Origin of the sequence: Streptomyces xanthophaeus (assembly GCF_000725805.1) — a bacterium.
Lineage (GTDB): Bacteria > Actinomycetota > Actinomycetes > Streptomycetales > Streptomycetaceae > Streptomyces > Streptomyces xanthophaeus.
Window position 1 is genome coordinate 135333 of record NZ_JOFT01000010.1, and the last position, 26405, is coordinate 161737.

At 72.6% G+C, this 26405-nt stretch carries 22 protein-coding genes; 16 read left to right on the forward strand and 6 right to left on the reverse strand.

From position 1 onward, the window contains the following. Positions 1 to 15: 15 nt before the first annotated feature. Entirely contained in the window at positions 16 to 1785 is a 1770-nt protein-coding gene (locus tag IO30_RS0102975; RefSeq protein ID WP_031138939.1) for a dolichyl-phosphate-mannose--protein mannosyltransferase, read from the reverse strand. A gap of 93 nt (positions 1786 to 1878) precedes the next feature. Between IO30_RS0102975 and rsmI the strand changes: the two genes are divergently transcribed. The 13 genes from rsmI (at position 1879) to IO30_RS0103040 (ending at position 18183) form a co-directional block, all read left to right on the forward strand. Next, entirely contained in the window at positions 1879 to 2787 is a 909-nt protein-coding gene (gene rsmI / locus IO30_RS0102980; protein WP_373316494.1) for a 16S rRNA (cytidine(1402)-2'-O)-methyltransferase, read from the forward strand. A 160-nt stretch (positions 2788 to 2947) separates the two neighbouring features. Further along, a complete protein-coding gene (locus IO30_RS0102985; RefSeq protein WP_031138942.1) occupies positions 2948 to 3445 on the forward strand; it encodes a hypothetical protein in 498 nt (165 codons plus the stop codon). Between the two features lie 10 nt (positions 3446 to 3455). Continuing rightward, a complete protein-coding gene (locus tag IO30_RS0102990; RefSeq protein WP_051901814.1) occupies positions 3456 to 4382 on the forward strand; it encodes a TatD family hydrolase in 927 nt (308 codons plus the stop codon). 113 nt (positions 4383 to 4495) lie between these two features. Then, positions 4496 to 6100, forward strand: coding sequence for a resuscitation-promoting factor (locus IO30_RS0102995; protein WP_078904501.1), 1605 nt, complete (start codon positions 4496 to 4498; stop codon positions 6098 to 6100). Positions 6101 to 6142: 42 nt separating this feature from the next. Beyond that, positions 6143 to 7054: a 16S rRNA (adenine(1518)-N(6)/adenine(1519)-N(6))-dimethyltransferase RsmA gene (rsmA, locus tag IO30_RS0103000; RefSeq protein ID WP_031138946.1), complete on the forward strand. Its 912-nt coding sequence runs from the start codon at positions 6143 to 6145 to the stop codon at positions 7052 to 7054. Between the two features lie 2 nt (positions 7055 to 7056). Then, on the forward strand, positions 7057 to 7947 hold the full coding sequence (locus IO30_RS0103005; RefSeq protein ID WP_031138947.1) for a 4-(cytidine 5'-diphospho)-2-C-methyl-D-erythritol kinase: 891 nt from the start codon (positions 7057 to 7059) through the stop codon (positions 7945 to 7947). A gap of 257 nt (positions 7948 to 8204) precedes the next feature. Further along, complete coding sequence (locus IO30_RS0103010) at positions 8205 to 9554, forward strand: acyltransferase family protein (RefSeq protein WP_031138948.1); 1350 nt, start codon at positions 8205 to 8207, stop codon at positions 9552 to 9554. Between the two features lie 28 nt (positions 9555 to 9582). Next, on the forward strand, positions 9583 to 11385 hold the full coding sequence (locus tag IO30_RS0103015) for an ABC-F family ATP-binding cassette domain-containing protein (RefSeq protein WP_031138949.1): 1803 nt from the start codon (positions 9583 to 9585) through the stop codon (positions 11383 to 11385). A gap of 155 nt (positions 11386 to 11540) precedes the next feature. Next, positions 11541 to 13187: an outer membrane protein assembly factor BamB family protein gene (locus tag IO30_RS0103020; RefSeq protein ID WP_031138951.1), complete on the forward strand. Its 1647-nt coding sequence runs from the start codon at positions 11541 to 11543 to the stop codon at positions 13185 to 13187. 41 nt (positions 13188 to 13228) lie between these two features. Continuing rightward, positions 13229 to 15028, forward strand: a complete 1800-nt coding sequence (locus tag IO30_RS0103025) for an outer membrane protein assembly factor BamB family protein (RefSeq protein ID WP_031138953.1) — start codon at positions 13229 to 13231, stop codon at positions 15026 to 15028. 129 nt (positions 15029 to 15157) lie between these two features. Further along, complete coding sequence (locus IO30_RS0103030; RefSeq protein ID WP_031138954.1) at positions 15158 to 15859, forward strand: response regulator transcription factor; 702 nt, start codon at positions 15158 to 15160, stop codon at positions 15857 to 15859. A 102-nt stretch (positions 15860 to 15961) separates the two neighbouring features. After that, the gene (galE, locus tag IO30_RS0103035; RefSeq protein ID WP_051859474.1) at positions 15962 to 16951 is read left to right on the forward strand and encodes a UDP-glucose 4-epimerase GalE; all 990 of its coding nucleotides are present in this window, start codon (positions 15962 to 15964) and stop codon (positions 16949 to 16951) included. A gap of 467 nt (positions 16952 to 17418) precedes the next feature. Continuing rightward, a complete protein-coding gene (locus tag IO30_RS0103040; RefSeq protein WP_031138960.1) occupies positions 17419 to 18183 on the forward strand; it encodes a LuxR C-terminal-related transcriptional regulator in 765 nt (254 codons plus the stop codon). On the opposite strand, the gene IO30_RS0103045 is transcribed toward IO30_RS0103040, so the two are convergent. Then, positions 18142 to 18639: a MarR family winged helix-turn-helix transcriptional regulator gene (locus IO30_RS0103045; protein WP_031138962.1), complete on the reverse strand. Its 498-nt coding sequence runs from the start codon at positions 18637 to 18639 to the stop codon at positions 18142 to 18144. The two genes, IO30_RS0103040 and IO30_RS0103045, sit on opposite strands and share 42 nt — an antisense overlap. Positions 18640 to 18799: 160 nt before the next feature. Here IO30_RS0103045 and IO30_RS0103050 point away from each other — a divergent pair, with 160 nt between their 5' ends. Together IO30_RS0103050 and IO30_RS0103055 are read left to right on the forward strand one after the other, a co-directional pair. After that, positions 18800 to 19666 carry a trans-aconitate 2-methyltransferase gene (locus IO30_RS0103050; RefSeq protein ID WP_031138964.1) on the forward strand — a complete coding sequence of 289 codons (867 nt, stop codon included), beginning with the start codon at positions 18800 to 18802 and terminating at the stop codon, positions 19664 to 19666. Positions 19667 to 19668: 2 nt separating this feature from the next. Continuing rightward, positions 19669 to 20079: a VOC family protein gene (locus tag IO30_RS0103055; RefSeq protein ID WP_051859473.1), complete on the forward strand. Its 411-nt coding sequence runs from the start codon at positions 19669 to 19671 to the stop codon at positions 20077 to 20079. A gap of 105 nt (positions 20080 to 20184) precedes the next feature. Here IO30_RS0103055 and IO30_RS0103060 read toward each other — a convergent pair whose 3' ends face one another. Then, complete coding sequence (locus IO30_RS0103060) at positions 20185 to 20856, reverse strand: TetR/AcrR family transcriptional regulator (RefSeq protein WP_031138966.1); 672 nt, start codon at positions 20854 to 20856, stop codon at positions 20185 to 20187. After that, complete coding sequence (locus tag IO30_RS0103065; RefSeq protein WP_031138967.1) at positions 20856 to 21851, reverse strand: acyl-CoA desaturase; 996 nt, start codon at positions 21849 to 21851, stop codon at positions 20856 to 20858. The genes IO30_RS0103060 and IO30_RS0103065 overlap by 1 nt, the downstream gene beginning before the upstream one ends. Before the next feature lie 377 nt (positions 21852 to 22228). Here IO30_RS0103065 and ppc point away from each other — a divergent pair, with 377 nt between their 5' ends. Beyond that, positions 22229 to 25000 carry a phosphoenolpyruvate carboxylase gene (gene ppc, locus IO30_RS0103070; protein WP_031138969.1) on the forward strand — a complete coding sequence of 924 codons (2772 nt, stop codon included), beginning with the start codon at positions 22229 to 22231 and terminating at the stop codon, positions 24998 to 25000. 75 nt (positions 25001 to 25075) lie between these two features. Here ppc and pth read toward each other — a convergent pair whose 3' ends face one another. Both pth and IO30_RS0103080 read right to left on the reverse strand, forming a co-directional pair. Continuing rightward, positions 25076 to 25666 (reverse strand): aminoacyl-tRNA hydrolase, encoded by a 591-nt coding sequence (gene pth / locus IO30_RS0103075; protein ID WP_031138971.1) that lies wholly within the window; start codon positions 25664 to 25666, stop codon positions 25076 to 25078. Positions 25667 to 25757: 91 nt separating this feature from the next. Further along, positions 25758 to 26342 carry a 50S ribosomal protein L25/general stress protein Ctc gene (locus IO30_RS0103080; RefSeq protein ID WP_031138973.1) on the reverse strand — a complete coding sequence of 195 codons (585 nt, stop codon included), beginning with the start codon at positions 26340 to 26342 and terminating at the stop codon, positions 25758 to 25760. Positions 26343 to 26405: the final 63 nt, after the last annotated feature.

Genomic DNA, 26405 nt, shown 5'->3' on the forward strand with positions numbered 1-26405 from the left:
GACCCGTCGGACCCGTCATACCCACGTGTCGAACCACATCCGGCCGCGCCACGAGTCCATCGGCAGCGTCTGTCCGGTGTAGATGGGCCAGAAGTAGATGAAGTTCCAGACGATCAGCAGCACCAGGACCCCGGCCCCGATCGCCCCCAGCGCCCGCCGGCGCTCGCTGGAGCCCGCCGGGCCCAGCAGGGCGCCGATCATCATCGCCACCGCCAGGCACAGGTACGGGACGAAGACCACCGCGTAGAAGTAGAAGATGGTCCGCTCCTGGTAGTTGAACCAGGGCAGCAGGCCCGCGCCGAGCGCGCACGCGATCGCGCCCGCCCGCCAGTCGCGGCGGAAGAACCACCGCCACAGCACGTACAGCAGCGCGAAGCAGCCCGCCCACCACAGCAGCGGCGTGCCCAGGGCCAGCACCTCGCGGGCGCACTTGCCCGCCTCCGTCGCCGGGCAGCCGTCGGTGCCGGGCTCGGGGGACTCGTAGAAGAAGGACACCGGGCGGCCCAGGACCAGCCAGCTCCACGGGTTGGACTCGTAGGTGTGCCCCGAGGTCAGGCCCACGTGGAACCGGTAGACCTCGACCTCGTAGTGCCACAGGCTGCGCACCCACTCCGGCAGGAACGACAGGGAGCTGCCCTGGTCGTTCTTGGCGGCCCAGTCGCGCAGGTAGCCGCCCTTGCCGTTGTCCGGGCTGAAGATCCAGCCCGACCACGAGGCCACGTACGTCATGACCGCGACCGGGACGGTGGACACGAAGGCGGGCAGCGCGTCCCGGCGCAGCATCGCCGCGTACGGGGCCCCCGCGCCCGCGGTGCGGCGCGCGGCGGCGTCCCACAGCACGGTGAGGATGCCGAAGAACGCCAGGACCACGAAGCCGTTCCACTTGGTGCCGGCGGCCAGACCCAGGCAGACACCCGCCAGGATCCGGTACGGGCGCCAGCCCAGCCGCAGCGACTCGGCGATCCTCAGATCGGGCCGCACCCGCCCCTCGTCGTCCACCGGGAGCGCGTCCGCGAGTCTGGCCCGGGCCCGGTCCCGGTCGATGAGCAGCGCCCCGAAGGCGGCGAGCACGAAGAACATCAGCACCAGGTCGAGCAGCGCGGTGCGGCTCATCACCAGGTGCAGGCCGTCCACGGCGAGCAGTGCGCCCGCCAGAGCGCCCAGGAAGGTCGAGCGCAGCAGACGGCGCCCGATCCGGCAGAGCATCAGCACCGAGAGGGTGCCGAGCACGGCGGTCATGAACCGCCAGCCGAACGGGGTGAAGCCGAACATCCACTCGCCGAGGCCGATCACCCACTTGCCGACGGGCGGATGCACCACGTAGCCCGGGTCCACGGGGAGGGAGATCCCGTCCGGGTTCGCCAGGATCGACTTGTCGATGTCCTTGGGCCAGCTCGCCTCGTAGCCCTGCCGGATCGTGGCCCAGGAGTCCTTGGCGTAGTACGTCTCGTCGAATATCACCGCCTTCGGGCTGCCCAGGTGCACGAAGCGCAGCACGCCCGCGACCAGCGCCACCAGCAGCGGACCGGCCCACGCGAAGATGCGCTGCCAGGTCCCCCACACCTGGGGCGGCAGCCCGAACGCCGCCCACAGCTGCGGCGAGGGCTTGGCGTACGGGGGCACGAGGCGGGTGCGCACGTCCGCGCGGGGCTCGGCCGCCGCGGAGGGCACGTAGCCGAATCCGCGCAGGCAGCGCAGCCAGGCGGGCGGCTCTTGCTCCCGCCCCGCCGGCGGGGCGGGAGGGGCCCCCGCAGGGCTGGGCGGCGGCGTCGCGGTACTGGTCACCGGGTCATCGTAGGGAACCGATCTGTGGGAGCCCCAGTCCCCGCCTGCGGTACGGGCGAGCCGGGCCCCCGAAAGGGCTGAGAGGATGGCCGGGTGACAACTGACCAGCCCCGCGGCACCGAACCCGTCCCCCCGGCTCCCGGCGAGGCGGGTGTGCTCGTCCTCGCGGGCACTCCCATCGGCGATCTCGCCGACGCACCGCCCCGGCTCGGGGCCGAGCTGGAACGGGCCGACGTGGTCGCCGCCGAGGACACCCGCAGGCTGCGACGGCTGACCCAGGGCCTCGGCGTGCACACCACCGGCCGGGTCCTGTCGTACTTCGAGGGCAACGAGTCGGCGCGCACCCCCGAGCTGGTCGAGGCCCTGGAGGCGGGCAAGCGGGTGCTGCTGGTCACCGACGCCGGGATGCCCTCGGTGTCCGACCCCGGCTACCGGCTGGTCGCCGCCGCGGTGGAGAAGGACATCAAGGTCACCGCCGTGCCCGGCCCCTCCGCCGTGCTCACCGCGCTCGCCCTGTCCGGGCTCCCGGTGGACCGGTTCTGCTTCGAGGGCTTCCTGCCGCGCAAGGCGGGGGAGCGCCTGGGCCGGCTGCGCGAGGTGGCGGAAGAGCGGCGCACGCTCGTGTACTTCGAGGCCCCGCACCGGCTCGACGACACCCTGGCCGCGATGGCGGAGGTCTTCGGCGCCGGACGCCGGGCCGCCGTCTGCCGCGAGCTGACGAAGACCTACGAGGAGGTCAAGCGCGGCGGCCTCGGCGAGCTGGCGGCCTGGGCGGCCGAGGGCGTGCGCGGGGAGATCACCGTCGTCGTGGAGGGCGCCGCGGCGCCCGGGCCGGGCGACGTCGACGCGGAGGAGCTGGTGCGCCGGGTGCGGACGCGCGAGGAGGCGGGGGAGCGGCGCAAGGAGGCCATCGCAGCGGTCGCGGCCGAGGCCGGCGTACCCAAGCGGGAGGTCTTCGACGCGGTGGTCGCGGCAAAGAATGCGGCACAAAAGGTGCCGTAAGTCGGTAAAGAGCTAACCTGAAAGGCAAAGCTCAGACCGCGCACCGGGCGCTTTGGGCATGAGTCGCCCAAAGACCGTCCAACACTAGACAGGGCCTGATGCGCTCCCGCCCGAAGAGGCGTCCACTGGCAATGGCACCAGTGGAACAAGAGGAGCTGGCATGAGTGAGATCGCAGACACCCCGGTACCCTCCGCCGGCCTCAGGCCGGGCGGAGCCCCCGCCGACGCGGACGTGCAGACCGTGCACGAGGCGTACTCCTTCGCCTGCATGCGGTGCGGGTACGGCTGGGAGCAGGCCTACGCGATACAGCACCACGTCGACGGCAAGGGACAGCCGTTCATCGTCTACACGGTCAAGGGCGAACGGGTGCCCTCCCCCCTGTCCAACCCGACCTGCCTGAACTGCGGCGGCCACGTCGTGCGCATCATGCGGGCGGGCCAGGTGTCCTCCGTGCTCGGCATGCTCGACCAGCTCTACCACCACCCGGTGGCGCCCGGGATCGCAGGCCCCGTGCCGGCGGGCGCGGACGTCCCCCGGACCCCGAAGCCGCGCAAGACGTCCGCCCTGCACGACGCCCCCGGACCCGTGGCCATCGACCCGGACGGGGAGCGCCGCGGCCTGTTCGGCCGGCTGCTGGGGTTCTTCCGCCGGTCATAAGATCGGCCGTATGACTCAGGTGGAGAAAGCGCAGACCAAGGAGCCCAAGTACGCACCGCCGCCGCTCCCCGAACCCCTGCGGGTGGCGGTGGCGGATTCGCACACCCACCTGGACATGCAGGCCGGGACCGTCGAGGAGGGCCTGGCCAAGGCCGCCTCGGTGGGGGTGACGACCGTGGTCCAGGTCGGCTGCGACGTGAAGGGCTCCCGCTGGGCGGCCGAGACCGCCGCCGCCTACGAGAACGTTCACGCGGCCGTGGCCCTTCACCCGAACGAGGCCCCCCGGATCGTCCACGGAGACCCAGGGGGCACCTCCCAGCCCCCTGGGGCTGGGGGCGGCTGGTCGCGGCAGGGGGCCCGGTCCGGCGGCGGCGAGGGCGCCCTCGACGACGCACTGGCCGAGATCGAGGCGCTGGCAGCCCTGGACCACGTCAAGGCGGTCGGCGAGACCGGCCTCGACTTCTTCCGCACCGGACCCGAGGGCATGGCCGCGCAGGAGCGTTCCTTCCGCGCCCACATCGAGATCGCCAAGCGGCAGGGCAAAGCCCTGGTCATCCACGACCGCGAGGCCCACGCCGACGTCCTGCGGGTGCTGCGCGAGGAGGGCGCCCCGGAGCGGACCGTCTTCCACTGCTACTCCGGGGACGCCGAGATGGCCCGGGAGTGCGCCGCCGCCGGGTACTACATGTCCTTCGCCGGGACCGTCACCTTCAAGAACGCCGCCCCGCTGCGCGAGGCCCTCGCCGTGGCCCCGCTGGAGCTGGTGCTCGTCGAGACGGACGCGCCCTACCTCACCCCCGCGCCGTACCGCGGACGGCCCAACGCCCCGTACCTCATTCCGCTGACCGTACGGGCGATGGCGGCGGTCCGCGGCCTCGACGAGGACGCGATGGCCACGGCCCTGGCCGCCAACACCGCCCGCGCCTTCGGCTACTGAACCCGCCCGCCGCGCGGCACGCTGTGTAATCGCCCGGCTTTGTTTGAGTGACGCCCGCTCCGCTATGGTGCCGTGCCCCGACCAGGGGGTGCCGGACCAGTGGAGCGAGCGTCGTGAGCGATACGCAGGGCAGTCACCGCCGTGGCGGTCCCGTTCCGGGGCCGTACGAGGACCAGCCCGCCGCCGGTGCCCCCGGCGAACCGGAACCCGCGGTCCCCGCCCCGCGCGGTGGCCGCCGCGCCCGCGGCCGGACCGCCGCCGACGCCCCCGCCGCGTACGCCCCGCCTGCCCCGCCTGCCCCGCCCGCCCCGCGCGGCACCGGCAGGCGGCGCGGCGGCGCCGACCCGGCCCCCGCCCCGGGCACGGAGGACGCTCCGACCCTGCCCGGCACCGCCCCCGCGGGCCCCGGACGCCGCCGGGGCCCGGCCGCCGAGACCGCCCCGCCCGCCGCGGGCTCCGGAAGACGCCGCGGAGCCCCCGCCGAAGCCGCACCCACCGCCACCGCCACCGCCACCGCCACCGTCCCCGCGCCCGCGGGCCCCGGCCGCAGGCGCGCCCCCGGCGGCCGGCGGGCCGCACCCCGGACCGGACCCACGCCCGGCACCGCCCCCACCGCAGCCCCCGGCGGGACCTGGCGGCGCATCATCCCGCAGGCCCTCGTCGTCGCCTTCCTCGCAGGCGGCACCACCGCCTTCGTCGCCGCCGACAAATCCGTCCGGCTCACCGTCGACGGCGTACCGAGGACCCTGCACACCTTCGCCGGAGGCGTGGACGAACTGCTGGCCGCCGAAGGCCTCGGCGTCGGCCCCCACGACCTCGTCGCCCCCGCCCCCGGCGCACCCATCGAGGACGGCGAGGAGATCGTCGTCCGCTACGGCCGCCCCCTGCGCCTGACCGTCGACGGACAGCAGCGCCAGGTGTGGACCACCGCCCGCACCGTCGACGGGGCCCTGCGCCAGTTCGGCGTCCGCGCCGAGGGCGCCTACCTCTCCGCCCCGCGCACCGCGCCCGTCCCGCGCGCCGGACTCGTCCTGAGCGTCCGCACCGAGCGCAGCGTCACCTTCATGGCCGACGGCCACGAACGCACCATCCGCACCAACGCCGCCACCGTCGCGGAGGCCCTCGGCCAGGCCGGCATCACCCTCCAGGGCCAGGACAGCACCTCCGTACCCCCCGGCTCCTTCCCGCGCGACGGCCAGACCGTCACCGTCCTGCGCATCACCGGCACCCGCGAGGTCCGCGAGGAACGCATCCCGTACGCCACCGAGCGGGTCAAGGACGACGGCCTCTTCGCCGGGACCGAGGTCGTCGAGCGGGCGGGCCGCCCCGGCGCGCGCCGGGTCACCTACAGCCTGCGCACCGTCAACGGGGTCCGCCAGCAGCCCCGCCGGGTCGCCGAGGAGACCGTCCGCGAGCCCGTCACCCAGCTCGTCAAGGTCGGCACGAAGCCGCTGCCGAGCTCCGTCTCGGGCGCGGACGGCCTCAACTGGGCCGCCCTGGCCCAGTGCGAATCCGGCGGACGGCCCTCGGCCACCGACCCCTCGGGCACCTACGGCGGCCTCTACCAGTTCGACGTCCGCACCTGGCAGGGCCTCGGCGGCAGCGGCCGCCCGCAGGACGCCTCCGGCTCGGAGCAGACGTACCGGGCGAAGAAGCTCTACGTGCAGCGGGGGGCGAGCCCCTGGCCGCACTGCGGCCGCAGGCTCACCCGGGGGTGACCGCGGCGCGGGATCCCCCGGCCGATCTGAGACGCTTAACCGGTGAGCACCGCAGAGCAGCAGCCCGAACCCGCCTCCCCCAGTACCCCCGACGCCCTCCTCGGCGCGTCCGACATCCGTGAGCTGGCCGCAGCCCTCGGTGTCCGCCCGACGAAGCAGAAGGGCCAGAACTTCGTCATCGACGCCAACACGGTCCGCCGGATCGTGCGCACCGCCGAGGTGCGCCCCGACGACGTGGTCGTCGAGGTCGGGCCGGGCCTGGGCTCGCTGACGCTGGCACTGCTGGAGGCCGCGGACCGGGTCGTCGCCGTCGAGATCGACGACATCCTGGCCGCGGCGCTGCCCGCCACCATCGAGGCCCGCATGCCCGCGCGCCGCGACCGCTTCGCGCTCGTCCACTCCGACGCGATGCTCGTGACGGAACTGCCCGGACCGGCGCCGACCGCGCTCGTCGCGAACCTGCCGTACAACGTGGCCGTGCCCGTCCTGCTCACGATGCTCGACCGCTTCCCCAGCATCGAGCGCACCCTGGTCATGGTGCAGGCGGAGGTCGCCGACCGGCTCGCCGCGCGACCGGGCAACAAGGTGTACGGCGTCCCCTCCGTCAAGGCCAACTGGTACGCCGACGTCAAGCGCGCCGGATCCATCGGCCGCAACGTCTTCTGGCCCGCCCCGAACGTCGACTCGGGCCTCGTCTCCCTGGTGCGCCGGGCCGAGCCGGTCAAGACCAGCGCCACGAAGGCGGAGGTCTTCGCGGTCGTGGACGCGGCCTTCGCGCAGCGCCGCAAGACCCTGCGGGCCGCCCTCACCGGATGGGCCGGCTCCGCGCCGGGCGCCGAGGCCGCGCTGGTGGCCGCGGGCGTCTCCCCGCAGGCCCGCGGCGAATCCCTCACGGTCGAGGAGTTCGCGGCGATCGCCGAGAACAAGCCCGAGGCGCCGAGGCCCGCGCTGTGAGCGTGACCGTACGGGTCCCGGCGAAGGTCAACGTCCAGCTGGCGGTGGGCGCGGCCCGCCCCGACGGCTTCCACGCCCTGGCCAACGTCTTCCTCGCCGTGTCCCTCTTCGACGAGGTCACCGCCACCCCCGCGGCCACCCTGACCGTCACCTGCGAGGGCCCCGACGCGGACCGGGTCCCGCTGGACCGCACCAACCTCGCCGCGCGCGCCGCCGAACTGCTCGCCGAGCGGGCCGGCATCGAGCCCGCCGTCCACCTCCACATCGCCAAGAGCATCCCCGTCGCGGGCGGCATGGCGGGCGGCAGCGCGGACGGCGCCGCCGCGCTGCTGGCCTGCGACGCCCTGTGGGGCCTGAACACCCCGCGCGCCGAGCTGCTCGACATCTGCGCGGTGCTCGGCAGCGACGTCCCCTTCAGCCTCGTCGGCGGCGCCGCGCTGGGCACCGGGCGGGGCGAACTGCTCACCCCGGTGGAAGCGGGCGCCTTCCACTGGGTGTTCGCGGTGGCCGACGGCGGCCTGTCCACCCCGGCGGTGTTCCACGAGTTCGACCGCCTCACCGCCGGGACGGCCGTCCCCGAGCCCGAAGCCTCCCCGGCACTGCTCGCCGCCCTCGCCTCGGGCGACCCCGACGCGCTGGCCGCCACGCTGGCCAACGACCTCCAGCCGGCCGCGCTGTCGCTGCGCCCGGCCTTGGCGGACACCTTGGCGGCGGGCACCGGGGCGGGGGCGCTGGCCGCGCTGGTCTCCGGCTCGGGGCCGACGACCGCGTTCCTGGTCCGTGACGAGGAGGCGGCGGCGAAGGTGGCGGCGGCCCTGGAGGCGTCCGGCACCTGCCGGGCCACTCGCGTGGCGTCGGGCCCGGCACCGGGAGCCACGGTCCTGCCGGCCTGACGTGTCCCGTGCGGGGCTTGGCGGTGTGTGTCTGCCGCGCCGCTGCCGGGGGCCAGCCCCCGGACCCCCGCGCCTCAAGCTCCCCCGGACGGAGTCTGGGGGAGTTTGAGGAGCGGGGTCCGGGGCGGAGTCCCGTGCAGCGGCGCCGCAGACGGGCCACCACCCCACGGCCGAGCCCCGCAGGGCCCCGGTACCTAGGCCCGAGTTGAGTATCCGGGCCCTGTCGGGCGGCAGGGCCCGGGCGGCACCGTGGCGGCATGACAGCCAGCGCACGCGACCTCGCCGCCGCCACCCCAGCCACCCGTGACCGGTACGTCGACCTGCTGCGCGTGGCCTCGCTGGGCACCGTCGTGTGCGGGCACTGGCTGATGGCCGCCGTCAGCGGCGACGGCATAGGGAACCTGCTCGCCCTGCTGCCCGCGCTCCAGGTGCTCACCTGGGCCCTCCAGGTCATGCCCGTCTTCTTCTTCGTCGGCGGGTTCTCGCACGCCCTGTCCTACCGTTCGCTCGCCCGCCGCAGCGACGGCCCCGTCTACGCCGCCTTCCTGCGGGCCCGGCTCCAGCGGCTGCTGCGGCCCACCCTGGTGTTCGTCCTGGTGTGGAGCGTGCTCGCGCTGGCCGTCCAGCTCGCGGGCGGCGGCGACGGGCGGCTGGCCGGGGCCGCGCTGCGGGTGGTCACCCAGCCCCTGTGGTTCATCGGGATCTACCTCGCGATGGTCGCCTTCACCCCGCCGCTGCTCCGGCTCCACGAGCGCTTCGGCTGGGCCGCCTTCGCCGGGCTCGTGGCCGCGGCCGGCCTGGTCGACGTCCTGCGCTTCGCGCTCGGCGTGCCGTACGTGGAGTTCCTGAACTTCGCCTTCGTCTGGCTCGCCGTCCACCAGCTCGGCTTCCTGCGCGCCGACGGCCGCATCCGCAGGCCCGCCCTGCTCGCCGCCACCGGTCTCGCCGGGGCCGTCCTGCTGGTGGCCTTCGGCCCGTACCCGCTGTCCATGGTCGGGATGCCCGGCGAGCGGGTCTCCAACATGGCCCCGCCCACCTTCGCCCTGCTCTGCCACGGCATGTGGCTCGTCGGGGCCGTGCAGCTGATGGCGGGCCCCGCCACCGTCTGGCTGCGCCGCCCCCGGGTCTGGCGCGGGGTCGTCGCCGCCAACGGCATCGCCATGACCGCCTTCCTGTGGCACCTGTCCGCCATGCTCGGCGTGTACGGGGTCCAGCTCGCCCTCGGCCTGGACCTGCCGGTCCCGACGAGCGCCGCCTGGTGGGCCCAGGTACCGGTGCGGGTGCTCGCCGCGATCGCACTGACCGGCCTGTTCGTCGCGCTCTTCCGCCGCTTCGAGACCCCCGCCGGGGCCCCGGCGAAGGCTGCCCCTGAGGCGACGGCCGCCCCCGCCCGGGCGAGCGGGCCGGGCGCCGCCCTCGGGATCGCCCTGTGCCTGTTCGGCGTCCTCGGCCTGTCCATGACCGGCCTCGGGGGTCTGCTGGAGGGCCACAGCGCCACCCTCGTCGCAGTCCCGCTGACCGCCCCGACGGCCATCGGCATGGCCGTGGGAGGCTGGCTCCTGGTGGAGCGGTCCGCCGCGGCCCGGAGCGTTAGGCTGAGGGGCTGATCCACAAACCTTCCCTGGAGCGCGTCTGATGGCCGTCAATCTGGTCAATGTCGAGGCAGTCAGCAAGGTGTACGGCACACGTACCCTGCTCGACGGCATCTCCCTCGGCGTGTCCGAGGGAGACAGGATCGGTGTCGTCGGCCGCAACGGAGACGGCAAGACCACGCTGATCCGGATGCTGGCCAAGCTGGAGGACCCCGACACCGGCCGGGTCACCCAGTTGGGCGGCCTGCGCATGGGCGTCCTCACCCAGCACGACTCGCTCGACCCCTCGGCCACCATCCGCCACGAGATCATCCGTGACATGGCCGACCACGAGTGGGCCGGCAACGCCAAGATCCGCGACGTGCTGACCGGCCTCTTCGGCGGACTCGACCTGCCCGGCTTCGGGCAGGGCCTCGACACCGTCATCGGCCCGCTCTCGGGCGGCGAGCGCCGCCGCATCGCCCTCGCCAAGCTCCTCATCGCCGACCAGGACCTCCTCGTCCTCGACGAGCCCACCAACCACCTCGACGTCGAGGGCATCTCCTGGCTGGCGAAGCACCTCCAGGAACGCCGCTCCGCGCTCGTCTGCGTCACCCACGACCGCTGGTTCCTCGACCAGGTCTGCACCCGCATGTGGGACGTGCAGCGCGGTGAGGTCCACGAGTACGAGGGCGGCTACAGCGACTACGTCTTCGCCCGCGCCGAGCGCGACCGCATCGCCGCCACCGAGGAGTCCAAGCGGCAGAACCTGATGCGCAAGGAGCTGGCCTGGCTGCGCCGCGGCGCCCCCGCCCGGACCTCCAAGCCGCGCTACCGCATCGAGGCCGCCAACGAGCTGATCGCCGACGTGCCGCCGCCGCGCGACACCTCCGAGCTGATGAAGTTCGCGAACGCCCGCCTCGGCAAGACGGTCTTCGACCTGGAGGACGTCACCGTCCAGGCCGGCCCGAAGACCCTCCTGGAGCACCTCACCTGGCACCTGGGCCCCGGCGACCGCGTCGGCCTCGTGGGCGTCAACGGCGCCGGCAAGACCTCCCTGCTGCGCGCCCTCGCCGAGGCCGCCCGCACCCAGGGCGACGTCCAGCCCGCGGCGGGCAAGGTCACCGTCGGCAAGACCGTCAAGCTGGCCTACCTCTCCCAGGAGGTCGGCGAGCTCGACCCGTCCCTGCGGGTCCTGGAGGCCGTGCAGCGCGTCCGTGACCGCGTCGACCTCGGCAAGGGCCGCGAGATGACGGCGGGCCAGCTGTGCGAGCAGTTCGGCTTCACCAAGGAGAAGCAGTGGACGCCCGTCGGCGACCTCTCCGGCGGGGAGCGGCGACGGCTGCAGATCCTGCGGCTGCTGATGGACGAGCCCAACGTCCTCTTCCTCGACGAGCCCACCAACGACCTGGACATCGAGACCCTGACCCAGCTGGAGGACCTCCTCGACGGCTGGCCCGGATCGATGATCGTGATCTCCCACGACCGGTTCTTCGTCGAGCGCACCACCGACACGGTGATGGCGCTGCTCGGTGACCGGAGCCTGCGGATGCTGCCGCGCGGCCTGGACGAGTACCTGGAGCGCCGGCGGAAGATGATCGAGGCGGCGGCGCCCGCGGCCGCCCCGGCCGCCCCCGCGGCGAAGTCCACCGCCTCGGGCGACTCCCGGGCGGCGAAGAAGGAGCTCCAGAAGGTCGAGCGGCAGCTCAACAAGGTCTCCGACCGCGAGAGCCACCTGCACGCGCAGATCGCCGAGAACTCCACCGACTACGACAAGGTGGCCAAGCTCGACGCCGAGCTGCGGGAACTGCTCTCGGAGCGGGACGAGTTGGAGATGCGCTGGCTGGAGCTGGCCGAGGACGTGTGACCCCGGGGGCGCGCCCGGGCCAACTGGCCCGATAACGACGGCGTCACGGGCCGGTCCTCCCTTGGGTACAGGGGGCGGACCGGCCCGGCGCATGTGTGCCGTCAGTGATAGAAAGGTCATCCTCCACGACCTCCTGAAGCCGAAAGTGTGCGCTGATGACCGAGCCGCCCCAGCCGCCGAACCAGCCGCCGACGCCTTCTGGTTACGGCCACCTGCCCGGCCCGCCGCAGCCCGGCTACGGATATCCGGCCGCACCGCAGGGCGACAATCCGTACGCCCAGCCGTCCCCGTACGGCCAGCAGCCGCCGCAGCCCGGCGGTTACGGCTTCCCGCCCCCGCCGCCCGGCGCGCCGCAGATGCCGGGCATGCCGCCGGGGGCCTCCGGCATGCCTCCGAAGAAGAAGCGGACCGTGCTGATCGCGGCCTCGGTCGCGGGCGCCCTCGTGCTGGGCACCGTCGCCTACGTGGGCTTCTTCCGGGGCGGCGACGCGGAGCCCAAGCAGCCCGTCGCGCAGTCCTCCGGGCCCACCACCGACGCGAAGCCCTCGGCCTCCCCGTCCGTGGACAAGGGCGACGGCAGCGGCAACGGCGCCGGCGAGGAGGACCTCAACTCCGGCCGCAAGGACGGGGAGGACAAGGTCCTCTGGCTCAAGACCAACAAGATCGACGGACCCGGCGCGGGCGTCGAGGCCAAGGGCCAGTGGGTCGTCGGCGACACCGTCGTCAAGAGCGTCTGGAAGAGCATCACCGGTTACGGCACCGCCGACGGCAAGGAGAAGTGGACGATCAGCTTCCCCGCCGAGATCTGTGCGGTCACCGACCAGATGACGGCCGACGGCAAGACCGTCGTCATGTACGAGGACGGGGAATCGGACTCCGCCCAGTGCAACCAGATCAAGATGATCGACCTCAAGGCGGGCAAGGAGGGCTGGTCGAAGGAGGTGGCCAAGGAGGGCCTCTTCGACCTCTTCTCCGGCCCCAGCCTCTCGCTAACCGGGGACACCGTCTCCGTGAACCGGGTGACCCGCGCCACCGCCTTCAAGGTGAGCACCGGTGACAAGCTCTTCGCCAGCCCGTCCGAGGGATGCCAGGCCGGTGCCTACGTCGGCGGCAACGGCAAGATGATCGGCATCGCCACCTGCCAGGACGCCGACAGCACCGTCGAGGTGCAGGACGCCGACCCGGCCACCGGCAAGACGACCTGGTCCTTCAAGCTCCCCAAGGGCTTCAAGGTCACCAGCGTCTACTCGGTGGACCCGCTCGTCCTCGACATCGGCAACGAGGCCAAGAAGGAACGCTCCATCGTGGTCCTGGGACCCGACGGCAAGCAGCGCAACACGGTGACCGGGGAGGGCAGCTTCGCCACCCGCTGCGGAAGTTCCTTCAGCCAGTCCTACCAGTGCTCCTCCGGCGTGGTCGACTCCGGGATCCTCTACCTGCCCACCGCCCCGGCCGCCGGCACGGGCAACGAGATCGTCGCCTTCGACCTGGGCACCGGCAAGGTCAAGTGGCGCATCCCCGCCGGGGACAAGCGCACCATGATCCCGCTCCAGGCCGCCGGCGGCCAGCTGATCGTCTACCGCAAGGCGGAGTACGACCAGGGCGGCGAGGTCCTCACCGTCCCCGCGGCCGGGGGCACGCCGACCCCGGTGCTGCGCCACCCGTCGGGCGCCGCCGCCCCGGTCGAGAGCTCCTTCTACGCCCCGAAGACCGACTACGTGGACGGCCGCTTCTTCATCTCCGCCACGCGGCTGCTCGCCAAGGGCAAGGACGAGAAGCTCCTGATGGTCTTCGGCAAGTGAAACGCGTCCACCGAGCCGCCCACGAGAGGCAGTAGCAACAGATGAGTACCCCCCCGCCCCCGCAGCAGCCGCCGTCCGGTGGCTTCGGCGCCCCGCCGCCCGGCCAGCCGCCCCAGGGCGGGTTCGGCGCGCCCACGCCGCCGCCCCCGCAGCAGCCGCCCGTGACGCCCCCGCCGCCGCAGCAGCCCCCCGCGCCGCCGCAGCAGCAGCCCGGCGCCCCGGCGCAGCCCCCGTACGGGCAGCAGCCCGGCGCTCCGGCGCAGCCCGCGTACGGCTACCCGCAGACCGGCCCCGGCTACGGCTACCCGCAGCAGCAGCCCGGCGCCCCGGCGCCGTACGGCCCGCCCACCACGCCCATGTCCGTGTCCTCGGCCCCGGCCGGCGGCGGGGGCGGCGGCAACGAGAAGCGCACCCAGCTGATGATCGTCGGCGCGGCCCTCCTGGCCATCGTCATGATCATCGGCGGTGGCTTCTGGTACGTCTCGGGCGACAACGGCGGCGGCACCACGACCACCGCGGACGGCGGCCCCAGCGGCTCCCCGGACGGCGACAAGCCCCAGGCGGGCGGCGGCGGTTCCGAGAAGGTCCCGTCCAACCCCAAGTCGAAGACCCTGATCAACGTGCCGCTCCCGGCCCCCGAGGAGCAGGTCACCGTCAAGGGCTCCTGGATCACCGACTCCACCTACATCAAGTCCGATGTGGCGAAGGTCGTCGGCTACAACCTCGTCGACGGCGGCAAGAAGTGGGAGACGCCGTTCCCCGCTCAGCTCTGCGGTGCGACCAAGCACGTCAGCGAGGGCAAGACGGCCGTCCTCTTCGAGGAGGCCATGCCGACCCCGGAGAAGAAGTACCAGCCCTGCACCCACGTCGGCGTCATCGACCTGGAGACGGGCAAGCTCCTGTGGTCCGCCGCCGCCAAGTCCTCCACCGGCGGTGACAAGAACGTCACCTTCGCCGAGGTCTCCCTCAGCGGCACGACCGTCGCCGCGGGCGGCCTCTCGGGCGGCGCCGCCTGGAACCTGACCGACGGCAAGCCCCTGTGGCAGCCCAAGGTCGACGGCGAAGGCTGCTACGACCTCGGCTACGCGGGCGGCGAGGCCCTCGCCGTGCTCCGCAAGTGCGGCCGCAGCCCCAACCAGACGCTGCACGCGCAGTCCCTGGACCCGGCCACCGGCGCGGTCAAGTCCACCTACAAGCTCTCCCCGGGCATCGAGTGGGCCGGCATCATCTCCACCAAGCCGCTGGTCATCGCCGCCGACGTCGGCAAGACCGCCAAGAACGCCACCGGCGTCAGCGACCTCTTCGTCATCGACGACGCGGGCCAGCTCAAGGCGAGCATCTCCCTGGCCTCCGGCAACTTCAACCCCGACTGCCCCGCCACCGAGGTCGAGCAGTGCGTGAACATGGTGGTCGGCAACGGCAAGCTCTACCTGCCCTCCTACGAGCACCAGGGCCAGGACACCAGCGGCGCCCGCACCAACGAGCTGCTCTCCTTCGACCTGGAGACCGGCAAGCAGACCAGCGACCGCGCCGACGCGGGTGAGCGCTACCAGATCATGCCGCTGCGCATGGACGGCTCCAACGTCATCGCGTACAAGATCCCCCCGTACGACAAGGGCGGCCAGATCGTCAGCATCGACGGGAAGACCATGAAGGAGACCGTCCTCATGGAGAACCCGGGGGACAAGACCAGCCAGCGCGCGGAGACCGGCATCACGCCCACCGCCGCCGAGTACCGCTACCACAACGGCAAGCTGTTCATCGCCCGCTGGTACGCGCGCAAGCCCTACTCGGGCGGCGGCGACCCCGAGTACCTGTTCGTCTCGTACACGGCGAGCTGACCGGCCGCAGCGCCCCTCGGAAGCCCCCGGAAGGTCCGTCCTTCCGGGGGCTTCTGCGCGGTATCCCCCGCGCACCGTCGAACAAGCGTGTAGCTTGCCGGGTCAGAAGGGTGGGGGTGGGGAGCCTCGATGGGCGTACGCGTGGTGGTGGTCGACGAGCACCGGCTGCTGGCCGAGGCGCTCGCCTCGGCCCTGAAACTGCGGGGTCACCGGGTGCTCGCCGCTGCCGCCCCGGCCGCGGGCGCCGCCGAGCTGGTCATCAGCCGGGCCCCCGAGGTCTGTCTCCTGGGCACCGCCTCCCCGGCCGAGCCCGGTGTCTTCGAACCCGTCGTGCGGATCAAGCGGGAGCGCCCGCAGATCGCCGTCGTGGTCCTCGGCCCCGTGCCCAACCCGCGCGGGATCGCCGCGGCCTTCGCCGCGGGAGCCTCCGGGTACGTGCGCCACGACGAGCGCATCGAGGGCGTGGAGCGGGCCCTGGCCAAGGCCCGGGCCGGGGAGGTGGCCATCGCCCCGCAGCTGCTGCAAGCGGCCTTCGCGGAGCTCCTCAACCCCACGGCCCAGCCCGACGACGAGGCCGGCCGGCTGCTGCGGCTGCTCACCCCGCGCGAGGTGGAGGTGCTGGTCCGGGTCGCCGAGGGCGAGGACACCCGGCTCATCGCCGCGGGCATGGAGATCGCGCCCAGCACGGCGCGTACGCACGTGCAGCGGGTGCTGATGAAGCTGGGCGTGGGTTCACGGCTGGAGGCGGCCGCGCTGGCCGCGCGCACCGGCCTGCTGGACCGGGCCCTGCCGGAGCCGCTGCCGGGCCCGTCCGCCGCTCCCGCGGGCTGACGTGCGGGGCCGCCGATTTCCCCGTGGGCGCGGAATCGGGTAAGCCAATGACCGGCATGTGGAACCTCCCGCGTGCGTACCCCCGTGAGAGGCAGTAGGCGAGTGAGCAACACGCCGATTCATGACAAGCCGGTTCTCAAGTGCCTGGTGACCGGCGGTGCCGGTTACGTCGGCAGCGTGGTGGCGGCCCACCTGCTGGAGGCGGGCCACCAGGTCACCGTCCTCGACGACCTGAGCACGGGCTTCCGCGAGGGGGTCCCCGCGGGCGCCGCCTTCATCGAGGGCCGGATCCAGGACGCGGCCCGCCACCTGGACGGCTCCTACGACGCCGTCCTGCACTTCGCCGCCTCCTCGCAGGTCGGCGAGTCCGTCGCGAACCCGGCCAAGTACTGGGAGAACAACGTCGGCGGCACCCTGGCCCTGCTGAGCGCCATGCGGGATGCGGGGGTGGCCAAGCTGGTCTTCTCCTCCACCGCGGCGACCTACGGCGAGCCCACCGAGGGCCTGCTCACCGAGGCCTCGGTGACCGCGCCGACCAACCCGTACGGTGCCACCAAGCTGGCCGTGGACCACATGATCGCCGGGATGTGCGCGGCGCACGGGCTGGCCGCGGTCTCGCTGCGCTACTTCAACGTCGCGGGCTCCTACAAGGAGTTCGGCGAGCGGCACGAGCCCGAGAGCCACCTCATCCCGCTGGTGCTCCAGGTCGCCCAGGGCAAGCGGGAGGCCATCTCGGTCTTCGGCGAGGACTACCCGACCCCGGACGGCACCTGCGTGCGCGACTACATCCACGTCGCGGACCTGGCGGAGGCCCACCTGGACGCGCTGCGCGTGGCCGCGCCCGGTGAGCACCTGATCTGCAACCTGGGCAACGGCAGCGGCTTCTCGGTCCGCGAGGTCATCGAGACGGTCCGCAAGGTCACCGGCAAGGAGATCCCCGAGGTGGTCGCCCCGCGCCGGGCCGGAGACCCGGCGGTCCTGGTCGCCTCGGCCCGCGCGGCGCACGAGCGCCTCGGCTGGACCCCGACCCGCTCGGGCCTCACCGGCATCATCACGGACGCGTGGAACTTCGCCCGTACGCACACCTCCTGAGTCACCTGCCCCCCTGCTTCTCCACCCGCCCCCCGCGCCGACCGGCGCGGGGGGCGCGTGCGTTGGGGCCGCGCGCTGAGGGCGGGCGCTGTGCGCGGGCGCCCGGCGTGCGCACGCCGGGTGAAATGCCCCCCGTGCAACTGCCCGCGGCACACGCCGTCGGCGACGCTGTCATCCGGACCTGCCGAGCGGTGAATTCAAGCCACGGCAAAGGCCTTGGAGGTCGGCCGCGCCGGAAAATCCCCGGGAAAACTTCTGCTATTCGGCCAACTAGCAGCGGCTGCCGGGCCTACGCTGATGCGTGACACCGGTGGGGGCCGGTGTTGATTCAGGGGTCGAGACAAGTCGGGTACGGCGTCCGGTCCGGGGTAGTGCAGAGATGTCTCGGCGGCGGCCGCGGCAGCTGCGGATCACCCGGTCCGGGCTCCGTACCCGCCGTCGTCCGTTCCCCGACCCTTGGGGGTTTTGTGGCTCGTATCCGGGTTCTCGTGGTCGACGACCACCGCATCTTCGCCGAATCGCTCGCAGCCGCGCTCGCGGCCGAGCCGGACGTCGACGTGTCCGCGGCCGGCAGTTCTCCTGCGGCCGTGCGCTGTCTCGAACGCGCGGTGGCCGAGGGCCGCCGCTTCGACGTCCTGCTGGTCGACGCCGACCTCGGCGGCGCGGCCGGGGTCGTCCCCGTCCAGCGGGAGCCGGGTTCGGGGCCTCCGTCCGGCTCGGACGGGATCGCGCTGGTCGCCGGGGTGCGGGCGTCCCACCCAGGGGTGCGCACCGTGGTCCTCGCCGAGCGGGACGACCCGCGCCGGGCCGCGCTCGCGCTCCAGGCCGGGGCCTCGGGCTGGGTGGCGAAGGACTGCTCGCTCTCGCGGCTGCTGGCCGTCGTGCGGGGAGTCCTGCGGGAGGAGACCCACCTGCCGCCCGCGCTGCTCACCGGGGTCCTGCGCGAGCTGACGGCGGCCCGCAAGCACCGGACGGACAGCGAACGGCTGGTGGAGTCGCTGACCCCGCGCGAGCACGAGGTGCTGCGCTGCATGGTGGCGGGGCTGGGCCGCAAGGATGTGGCGGCGCGGCTGTTCCTGTCCCCGCACACCGTCCGCACCCACATGCAGAACGTGCTGGGCAAGCTCGGCGTGCACTCCACGCTGGCCGCGGTGGCGCTGGCCCGGCGGGCGGGCGTACGGCCGGCGGACCTATCCGGGGACGTTGTCGAACGGAGCGGTCAACTGGCGTAGCAGTGCCGCGAGGTCGCCGCGCTGGCCCTGCGAGAGCTGGGCCAGGATGGCCCGTTCCTGGGCCAGCAGTCCGGCCAGGGCCTGGTCGGCGCGGTCGCGGCCCTCGGGGGTCAGGCGGACCAGGACCCCGCGGCGGTCGCTGGGGTCCGGCAGCCGTTCGACCAGGCCCTTCTTGGCGAGCCGGTCGATGCGGTTGGTCATGGTGCCGGAGGTGACGAGGGTCTGGGTCAGCAACTGGCCGGGGGAGAGCTGGTACGGGGCTCCCGCGCGGCGCAGGGAGGTCAGGACGTCGAACTCCCAAGGCTCCAGGCCGTGCTCGGAGAAGGCCAGTCTGCGGGCGCGGTCGAGATGGCGCGCGAGCCTGCTGACGCGGCTGAGCACTTCGAGCGGTTCCACGTCGAGGTCAGGGCGTTCCCGCCGCCATGCCGCGACCAGTCGGTCGACCTCGTCCTCCATGCGGATCAGTGTAAGGGGTCTGTCGATATGAAGTCTCTTCATGTCGAGTATCTCGTTTTCAAGTATCTTGATGTCAAGATATAAATCCGCGACCATGGGGCATGGAGGGGGCTGAAACGGCTTCCGCTTCCGACCGCCCCGCCAGCAGGGAGGCTCGAACATGCATTCCGATACTGCCCAGGCCAGGATCCCCACGGCCGACGTCCTCTCCGAACCCTCCGCACCCACCTGGGACCCCCAGCAGTACCTGCGGCACGCAGGCCACCGCACACGCCCCTTCCTCGACCTTCTGACCCGGATACCCGAGCTCCCCACCAGCCCCGCCCGTATCGCCGACCTGGGCTGCGGCCCCGGCAACGTCACGGCCCTGCTCGCCGGACGCTGGCCCGAGGCCCGCACCACCGGCTTCGACCTCTCCCCGGAGATGCTCCACCGCGCCACCCAGGAGTACGCCGGCCCCACCACAGGGGGCGGCAGCCTCGACTTCCGCCCCGGCGACATCACCGACTGGCTCCCCGAGGAGCCCTACGACCTGATCGTCTCCAACGCCGCCCTCCAGTGGGTCCCCAGCCACCCCGGCTCCTTCGCCGCCTGGATCCACGGCCTGCGGCCCGGCGGCACCTTCGCCTTCCAGATCCCCGGCAACTTCACCGCACCCAGCCACGCCCTCCTCGCGCAGCTCTGCGACACCCCGCGCTGGCGCTCCCGCCTCGCCGGCCACGGAGCCCGCTACATCCACCTGCTCGAACCCGCCGAATACCTCGCCCGGCTCACCGAACTGGGCTGCGCCGTGGAGGTCTGGGAGACCACCTACCACCAGCTGCTCCAAGGCCCCGACCCGGTGCTCGAATGGGTCAAGGGCACCGCCCTGAGGCCCGTCCTGACCGCCCTGGGCGACGACGCGGACGCCGTGGACGCCTTCCTCACCGAGTACCGGGACCGGCTGCGCGCCGTCTACCCGTCCGGACCCCGCGGCACCGTCTTCCCCTTCCGCCGCATCTTCGCCGTCGCCCGCAAGGAGGCCTGAGCGTGCTCACCGCCGTCGACCACGTCCAACTCGCGGCGCCCCCCGGCACGGAGGGCCGGCTGCGCGCCTACTACACCGAGGTCCTCGGCATGACCGAGCTCTCCAAACCCTCCGTCCTCGCCGCGCGCGGGGGCTGCTGGTTCGCCGCCGGACCCGTCCAGCTGCACCTCGGCGTGGAGGAGGACTTCCGTCCGGCGCGCAAGGCCCACCCGGGCCTGCGCGTGACCGGGATCGAGGCCTACGCGCAGAGACTGCAGGAGCGGGGCGCCAAGGTCGTCTGGGACGACGGCCTGCCGGGCCACCGCCGCTTCTACTCCGAGGACCCCGTCGGCAACCGGCTCGAATTCCTGGAGCCGCACGATCCGCAGCGCCGTAGCCCCGAGCCCGGCACTCCGGAGCCGTCCGGCCCCTGACCCCACGGTCACGGCCGCAGCCCGTTCCGCGACGGGTCCACGACGGCGCCCCGCCACCGGAAGGATCCGGTGGCGGGGCGCCGTCGTACCCGCGTCGCGCGCGGCTCAGCTCTTGCGGCGGCCCACCAGCTGCGGCTTCGACTCCAGCCCGTCCAGGCCGTGCCAGGCCAGGTTCACCAGGTGGGCGGCGACCTCCGCCTTCTTCGGGCGGCGCACGTCCAGCCACCACTGCCCGGTCAGCGCCACCATCCCCACCAGCGCCTGCGCGTACAGCGGCGCCAGCTTCGGGTCGAAGCCCCGGGCCTTGAACTCCAGGCCCAGGATGTCCTCCACCTGCGTGGCGATATCGCTGATCAGCGAGGCGAACGTACCCGTGGACTGAGCCACCGGGGAATCCCGCACCAGGATCCGGAAGCCGTCCGTATAGGACTCGATGTAGTCGAGCAGCGCGAAAGCCGCCTGCTCCAGCAGCTCCCTCGGATGCCCGGCCGTCAGCGCGCCCGTCACCCCGTCGAGGAGCTGGCGCATCTCCCGGTCCACGACGACCGCGTACAGGCCCTCCTTGCCGCCGAAGTGCTCGTAGACCACCGGTTTGGACACCCCGGCCTTGGCCGCGATCTCCTCCACCGACGTGCCCTCGAAGCCCTTCTCCGCGAACAGGGTCCGGCCGATGTCCAGCAGTTGCTGACGCCGCTCCGCGCCCGTCATCCGGACCCGGCGGCCGCGCCTGGGCTTGTCGCTGCTGGAATTACTGCCGTCGATCGCCACGTCCCCCATCATGCCGCGTTCGGGGAGTTTTCCTTGCGGCGGGCGTCGATGCGCGCCTCCGAAGGCCAGCGCACGTCCGAGGCCCAGCCCAGCTGCTCGAACCAGCGGATCAGCCGCGCGCTGGAGTCGATCTGACCGCGCAGGACACCGTGGCGCGCCGAGGTCGGGTCGGCGTGGTGCAGGTTGTGCCAGGACTCACCGCAGGACAGCACCGCGAGCCACCACACGTTGCCGCTGCGGTCGCGGGACTTGAACGGCCGCTTGCCCACCGCGTGACAGATCGAGTTGATCGACCACGTCACGTGGTGCAGCAGCGCCACCCGTACCAGGGAGCCCCAGAAGAACGCCGTGAACGCACCCCACCACGACATCGTCACCAGACCGCCCGCCAGCGGCGGGATCGCCAGCGACAGCATCGTCCAGAAGATGAAGTCGCGCGAGATCCGCCGGATCGCCGGATCCTTGATCAGGTCAGGGGCGTACTTCTGCTGATCGGTCTGCTCCTCGTCGAAGAGCCAGCCGATGTGCGCCCACCACAGCCCCTTCATCAGGGCCGGCAGGGTCTCGCCGAACCGCCACGGCGAATGCGGGTCACCCTCGTGATCGGAGAACTTGTGGTGCTTGCGGTGATCCGCCACCCAGCGCACCAGCGGACCCTCCACCGCCATCGACCCCATCACGGCCAGGGCGATCCGCAGCGGCCGCTTGGCCTTGAAGGAACCGTGCGTGAAGTAGCGGTGGAAACCGATGGTGATCCCGTGGCAGGCCAGGAAGTACATGAACACCATCAGGCCGAGGTCCAGCCAGCTCACCCCCCAGCCCCAGGCCAGCGGGACCGCCGCCAGCACGGCCAGGAAGGGAACGGTGATGAACAGCAGGAGGGCGATCTGCTCGATCGACCGCTTGTTCTCGCCGCCGAGGGTCGCCGACGGCGCGTCCCCCGGATGCGCGGAGGGCGCCGAGGGCGCCGAGGCGCCCTCGATCAGATCGGGACTGGTGGTCATGAGGGTCCCCTGGAGGGTGAGGAATCGACGGAAGCACCACCCGGCAGAGAACCGGGGGAACCAGGGTCACAGACCCTACGGACCCGTAACCTACGGCATCGTAAGTATGGCAAAGGCGGGGCCCGGGGCACCAGGACCACGGCCCGTCCGACCGCACCACGGACGGCCGTCACACGCCCGCCACAGCGGCGCCACGAGCCGATCGCGACCACCTGGTGACACATTTGCCCAGGCACAGGCATCGGACACCTATCCTGTTGTCGTCGGACAGCGCGGTCCGCACGGGCAGCCCGAGCTGCGCATCAGGAGCGGTCATGCCGCGCGCGCCCGGGTGCCCACCGCCCAGTAGCGCTCGAACACTGCAAGGAGCCGCACCTGTGAGCAGTGCTGACCAGGCCCCCCGGGCCCCCCAGCAGGCCGCCCCCGCCACCCAGGCCGACACCGCCAACGCAGAACTGCGCGCGGACATCCGCCGCCTCGGCGACCTCCTCGGCGAAACCCTGGTACGCCAGGAGGGCCAGGACCTCCTCGACCTCGTCGAGCGCGTCCGCGCCCTCACCCGCACCGACGGCGAAGCCGCCGCCACCCTGCTCGGCGACACCGACCTGGAGACCGCCGCCAAGCTCGTACGCGCCTTCTCCACCTACTTCCACCTCGCCAACGTCACCGAACAGGTGCACCGCGGCAAGGAACTGCGCGCCCACCGCGCCGCCGAGGGCGGTCTCCTCGCCCGCACCGCGGACATGCTGAAGGACGCCGACCCCGAGCACCTGCGCGAGACGGTCCGCAACCTCAACGTCCGCCCCGTCTTCACCGCGCATCCCACCGAGGCAGCCCGCCGCAGCGTCCTCAACAAGCTGCGCCGCATCGCCGCCCTGCTCGAAGAGCCCGTCACCGGCGCCGGCGACCGCCGCCGCCACGACCTGCGCCTCGCCGAGAACATCGACCTCGTCTGGCAGACCGACGAACTGCGCGTGGTGCGTCCCGAGCCCGCCGACGAGGCCCGCAACGCCATCTACTACCTCGACGAGCTCCACGCCGGCGCCGTCGGGGACGTACTCGAAGACCTCGCCGCGGAGCTCCAGCGCGTCGGCGTCGAGCTGCCCGCCGGCACCCGCCCGCTGACCTTCGGCACCTGGATCGGCGGCGACCGCGACGGCAACCCCAACGTCACCCCCGAGGTCACCCGCGACGTCCTGATCCTCCAGCACGAGCACGGCATCACCGACGCCCTGGAACTCATCGACTTCCTGCGCGGACTGCTCTCCAACTCCATCCGCTACACCGGAGCCACCGAGGAACTCCTCGCCTCCCTCCAGGCGGACTTGGAGCGCCTCCCCGAGATCAGCCCGCGCTACAAGCGGCTGAACGCCGAGGAGCCCTACCGGCTGAAGGCCACCTGCATCCGGCAGAAGCTCCTCAACACCCGCGAGCGTCTCGCCAAGGGCATCCCGCACGAGGAAGGCCGCGACTACCTCGGCACCGCCGAGCTGCTCACCGACCTCACCCTCATCCAGACCTCCCTGCGCGAACACCGCGGCGCGCTCTTCGCCGACGGCCGCATGGACCGCACCATCCGGACGCTGGCCGCCTTCGGCCTCCAGCTCGCCACCATGGACGTCCGCGAGCACGCCGACGCCCACCACCACGCGCTCGGCCAGCTCTTCGACCGTCTCGGCGAGGAGTCCTGGCGCTACGCCGACATGCCCCGCGACTACCGCGGCAAGCTGCTCGCCAAGGAGCTCCGCTCCCGCCGCCCGCTGGCGCCCACCCCGGCCCCCCTCGACGCCGCCGGACAGAAGACCCTCGGGGTCTTCTCCGCGATCAAGGACGCCTTCGAGAAGTTCGGCCCCGAAGTCATCGAGTCCTACATCATCTCGATGTGCCAGGGCGCCGACGACGTCTTCGCCGCCGCCGTCCTCGCCCGCGAGGCCGGCCTCATCGACCTCCACAGCGGCTGGGCCAAGATCGGCATCGTCCCGCTCCTGGAGACCACCGACGAGCTCCGCGCCGCCGACGTCATCCTCGACGAGATGCTCGCCGACCCCTCCTACCGCCGCCTGGTCTCCCTGCGCGGCGACGTCCAGGAGGTCATGCTCGGCTATTCCGACTCCTCCAAGTTCGGCGGCATCACCACCAGCCAGTGGGAGATCCACCGCGCCCAGCGCCGCCTGCGCGACGTCGCCCACCGCTACGGCGTGCGCCTGCGCCTCTTCCACGGCCGCGGCGGCACCGTCGGCCGCGGCGGCGGCCCCTCGCACGACGCGATCCTCGCCCAGCCCTGGGGCACCCTCGAAGGCGAGATCAAGGTCACCGAGCAGGGCGAGGTCATCTCCGACAAGTACCTCGTCCCGTCGCTGGCCCGCGAGAACCTCGAACTGACCGTCGCGGCCACCCTGCAGGCCTCCGCCCTGCACACCGCGCCCCGCCAGTCCGACGAGGCCCTCGCCCGCTGGGACGCGGCCATGGACACCGTCTCCGACGCCGCCCACGGCGCCTACCGCGCGCTCGTCGAGGACCCCGACCTGCCCGCCTACTTCTTCGCCGCCACCCCGGTCGACCAGCTCGCCGACCTCCACCTCGGCTCCCGGCCCTCGCGCCGCCCCGACTCCGGCGCCGGACTCGACGGACTGCGCGCCATCCCCTGGGTCTTCGGCTGGACCCAGTCCCGCCAGATCGTTCCCGGCTGGTACGGGGTCGGCTCCGGCCTCAAGGCCCTGCGCGAAGCAGGCCAGGAGGACGTCCTCACCGAGATGGGCAGCCGCTGGCACTTCTTCCGCAACTTCTTGTCCAACGTCGAGATGACGCTGGCCAAGACCGACCTGCGGATCGCCCGCCACTACGTCGACACCCTCGTACCCGAAGACCTCAAGCACGTCTTCGCACGCATCGAGGCCGAACACGAGCTCACCGTCCGCGAGGTCCTGCGCATCACCGGCGGCCGGCAACTGCTCGACTCCCACCCGGTGCTCCAGCAGACCTTCGCCGTCCGCGACGCCTACCTGGACCCCATCTCCTACCTCCAGGTCTCCCTCCTCGCCCGCCAGCGCGCAGCCGCCGCCCGCGGCGAGGACCCCGACCCGCTGCTCGCCCGAGCCCTGCTGCTCACCGTCAACGGCGTCGCCGCGGGCCTGCGCAACACCGGCTGACCGGCCCCGCACCGGACCGGACAACAGGAAGCCCCCGCACCAGCCGGTGCGGGGGCTTTCCCACGTCGTGCGCCGCTAGGAGTTGTACGTCGACTGCGCGCGCTCCAGACCCTCCTGGAGCAGACACTCGACCGCATCCGCCGCCCGGTCCACGAACCAGTCCAGCTCCTTGCGCTCGGTCGAGGAGAAGTCCTTCAGCACGAAATCCGCCACCTGCATCCGCCCCGGCGGACGGCCGATCCCGCACCGCACCCGGTGGTACTCCGCACCCAGCGACTTCGTCATCGACTTCAGTCCGTTGTGCCCGTTGTCCCCGCCGCCCAGCTTCAGCCGCAACGTCGGATAGTCGATGTCCAGCTCGTCATGGACCGCCACGACCCGCTCCAGCGGCACCTTGTAGAAGTCCCGCAGCGCCGTCACCGGCCCGCCCGACAGATTCATGTACGTCATCGGCTTGGCCAGCACCACCCGCCGGTTCCCCGGCCCCGGCGGACCCATCCGGCCCTCGACCACCTGCGCGCGCGCCTTGTGGGCCTTGAACTTCCCACGGATACGGTCCGCGAGCAGATCGGCCACCATGAAGCCGATGTTGTGGCGGTTGCCCGCGTACTCCGGTCCCGGGTTGCCGAGGCCGACGATCAGCCAGGGTGCCGCGTCGTCCGACATCAAGAACTCCTTATACGAAGACGACCGCCGTCCCGCTCCAGTGGAGCCGGACGGCGGTCGGTCAGCAACTGCTGAGGGGTGAGGGCGAGGCTCAGGCCTCGGTGCCCTCGGCGGCGTCGGCAGCCGGCTCCTCGGCCTGCGGGGCCACGACCTGCAGCACGGCGATGTCACCGTCGACGGCCAGGGTGGTGCCCTTCGGGAGGACCAGGTCCTTCGCGTGGATGGTGGCGCCGGCCTCCAGGCCCGCGATCGAGACGGTGACCTCGGTCGGGATGTGGGTGGCCTCGGCCTCGACGGAGATGGTGTTCTGGAGGGTCTCCAGCATGTTGCCACCGACCGCCAGGTCGCCCTCGGTGACGATCGCGACGTCGACGGTGACCTTCTCGCCCTTCTTGACGATCAGGAAGTCGACGTGCGAGATCGAACGCTTCAGCGGGTGCTTCTGCACGGCCTTCGGGATGACCAGCTCGGTGCCGGCGTCGCCCAGGTCCAGGGAGATCAGGACGTTCGGGGTACGCAGCGCCAGCTGAAGGGCGTGGGCGTCGACGTTGACGTGCTTGGGGTCCGTGCCGTGGCCGTAGATGACGGCGGGGGTCAGGGCGTCACGACGCGCCTGACGGGCAGAGCCCTTGCCGAACGAGTCACGGATCTTGGCGGAAAGCTTGACCTCGGACATGCTCACTCCTCGTGGGGTGACGGAAATGGACGACAGTCACCCGGCCGGAACGGCCTGCTACGA

Bases quoted from the DNA above. Each gene is read 5' to 3' on its own strand.
- IO30_RS0103065 (WP_031138967.1), bottom strand. From the start codon at position 21,851: ATGACCACCAGTCCCGATCTGATCGAGGGCGCCTCGGCGCCCTCGGCG.
- IO30_RS0102990 (WP_051901814.1), top strand. From the start codon at position 3,456: ATGACTCAGGTGGAGAAAGCGCAGACCAAGGAGCCCAAGTACGCACCG.
- IO30_RS0103080 (WP_031138973.1), bottom strand. From the start codon at position 26,342: ATGTCCGAGGTCAAGCTTTCCGCCAAGATCCGTGACTCGTTCGGCAAG.
- IO30_RS0103060 (WP_031138966.1), bottom strand. From the start codon at position 20,856: ATGGGGGACGTGGCGATCGACGGCAGTAATTCCAGCAGCGACAAGCCC.
- IO30_RS0103015 (WP_031138949.1), top strand. From the start codon at position 9,583: ATGGCCGTCAATCTGGTCAATGTCGAGGCAGTCAGCAAGGTGTACGGC.
- IO30_RS0103010 (WP_031138948.1), top strand. From the start codon at position 8,205: ATGACAGCCAGCGCACGCGACCTCGCCGCCGCCACCCCAGCCACCCGT.
- IO30_RS0103050 (WP_031138964.1), top strand. From the start codon at position 18,800: ATGCATTCCGATACTGCCCAGGCCAGGATCCCCACGGCCGACGTCCTC.
- IO30_RS0103045 (WP_031138962.1), bottom strand. From the start codon at position 18,639: ATGGAGGACGAGGTCGACCGACTGGTCGCGGCATGGCGGCGGGAACGC.
- pth (WP_031138971.1), bottom strand. From the start codon at position 25,666: ATGTCGGACGACGCGGCACCCTGGCTGATCGTCGGCCTCGGCAACCCG.
- IO30_RS0103025 (WP_031138953.1), top strand. From the start codon at position 13,229: ATGAGTACCCCCCCGCCCCCGCAGCAGCCGCCGTCCGGTGGCTTCGGC.
- IO30_RS0103020 (WP_031138951.1), top strand. From the start codon at position 11,541: ATGACCGAGCCGCCCCAGCCGCCGAACCAGCCGCCGACGCCTTCTGGT.
- IO30_RS0102985 (WP_031138942.1), top strand. From the start codon at position 2,948: ATGAGTGAGATCGCAGACACCCCGGTACCCTCCGCCGGCCTCAGGCCG.
- IO30_RS0103030 (WP_031138954.1), top strand. From the start codon at position 15,158: ATGGGCGTACGCGTGGTGGTGGTCGACGAGCACCGGCTGCTGGCCGAG.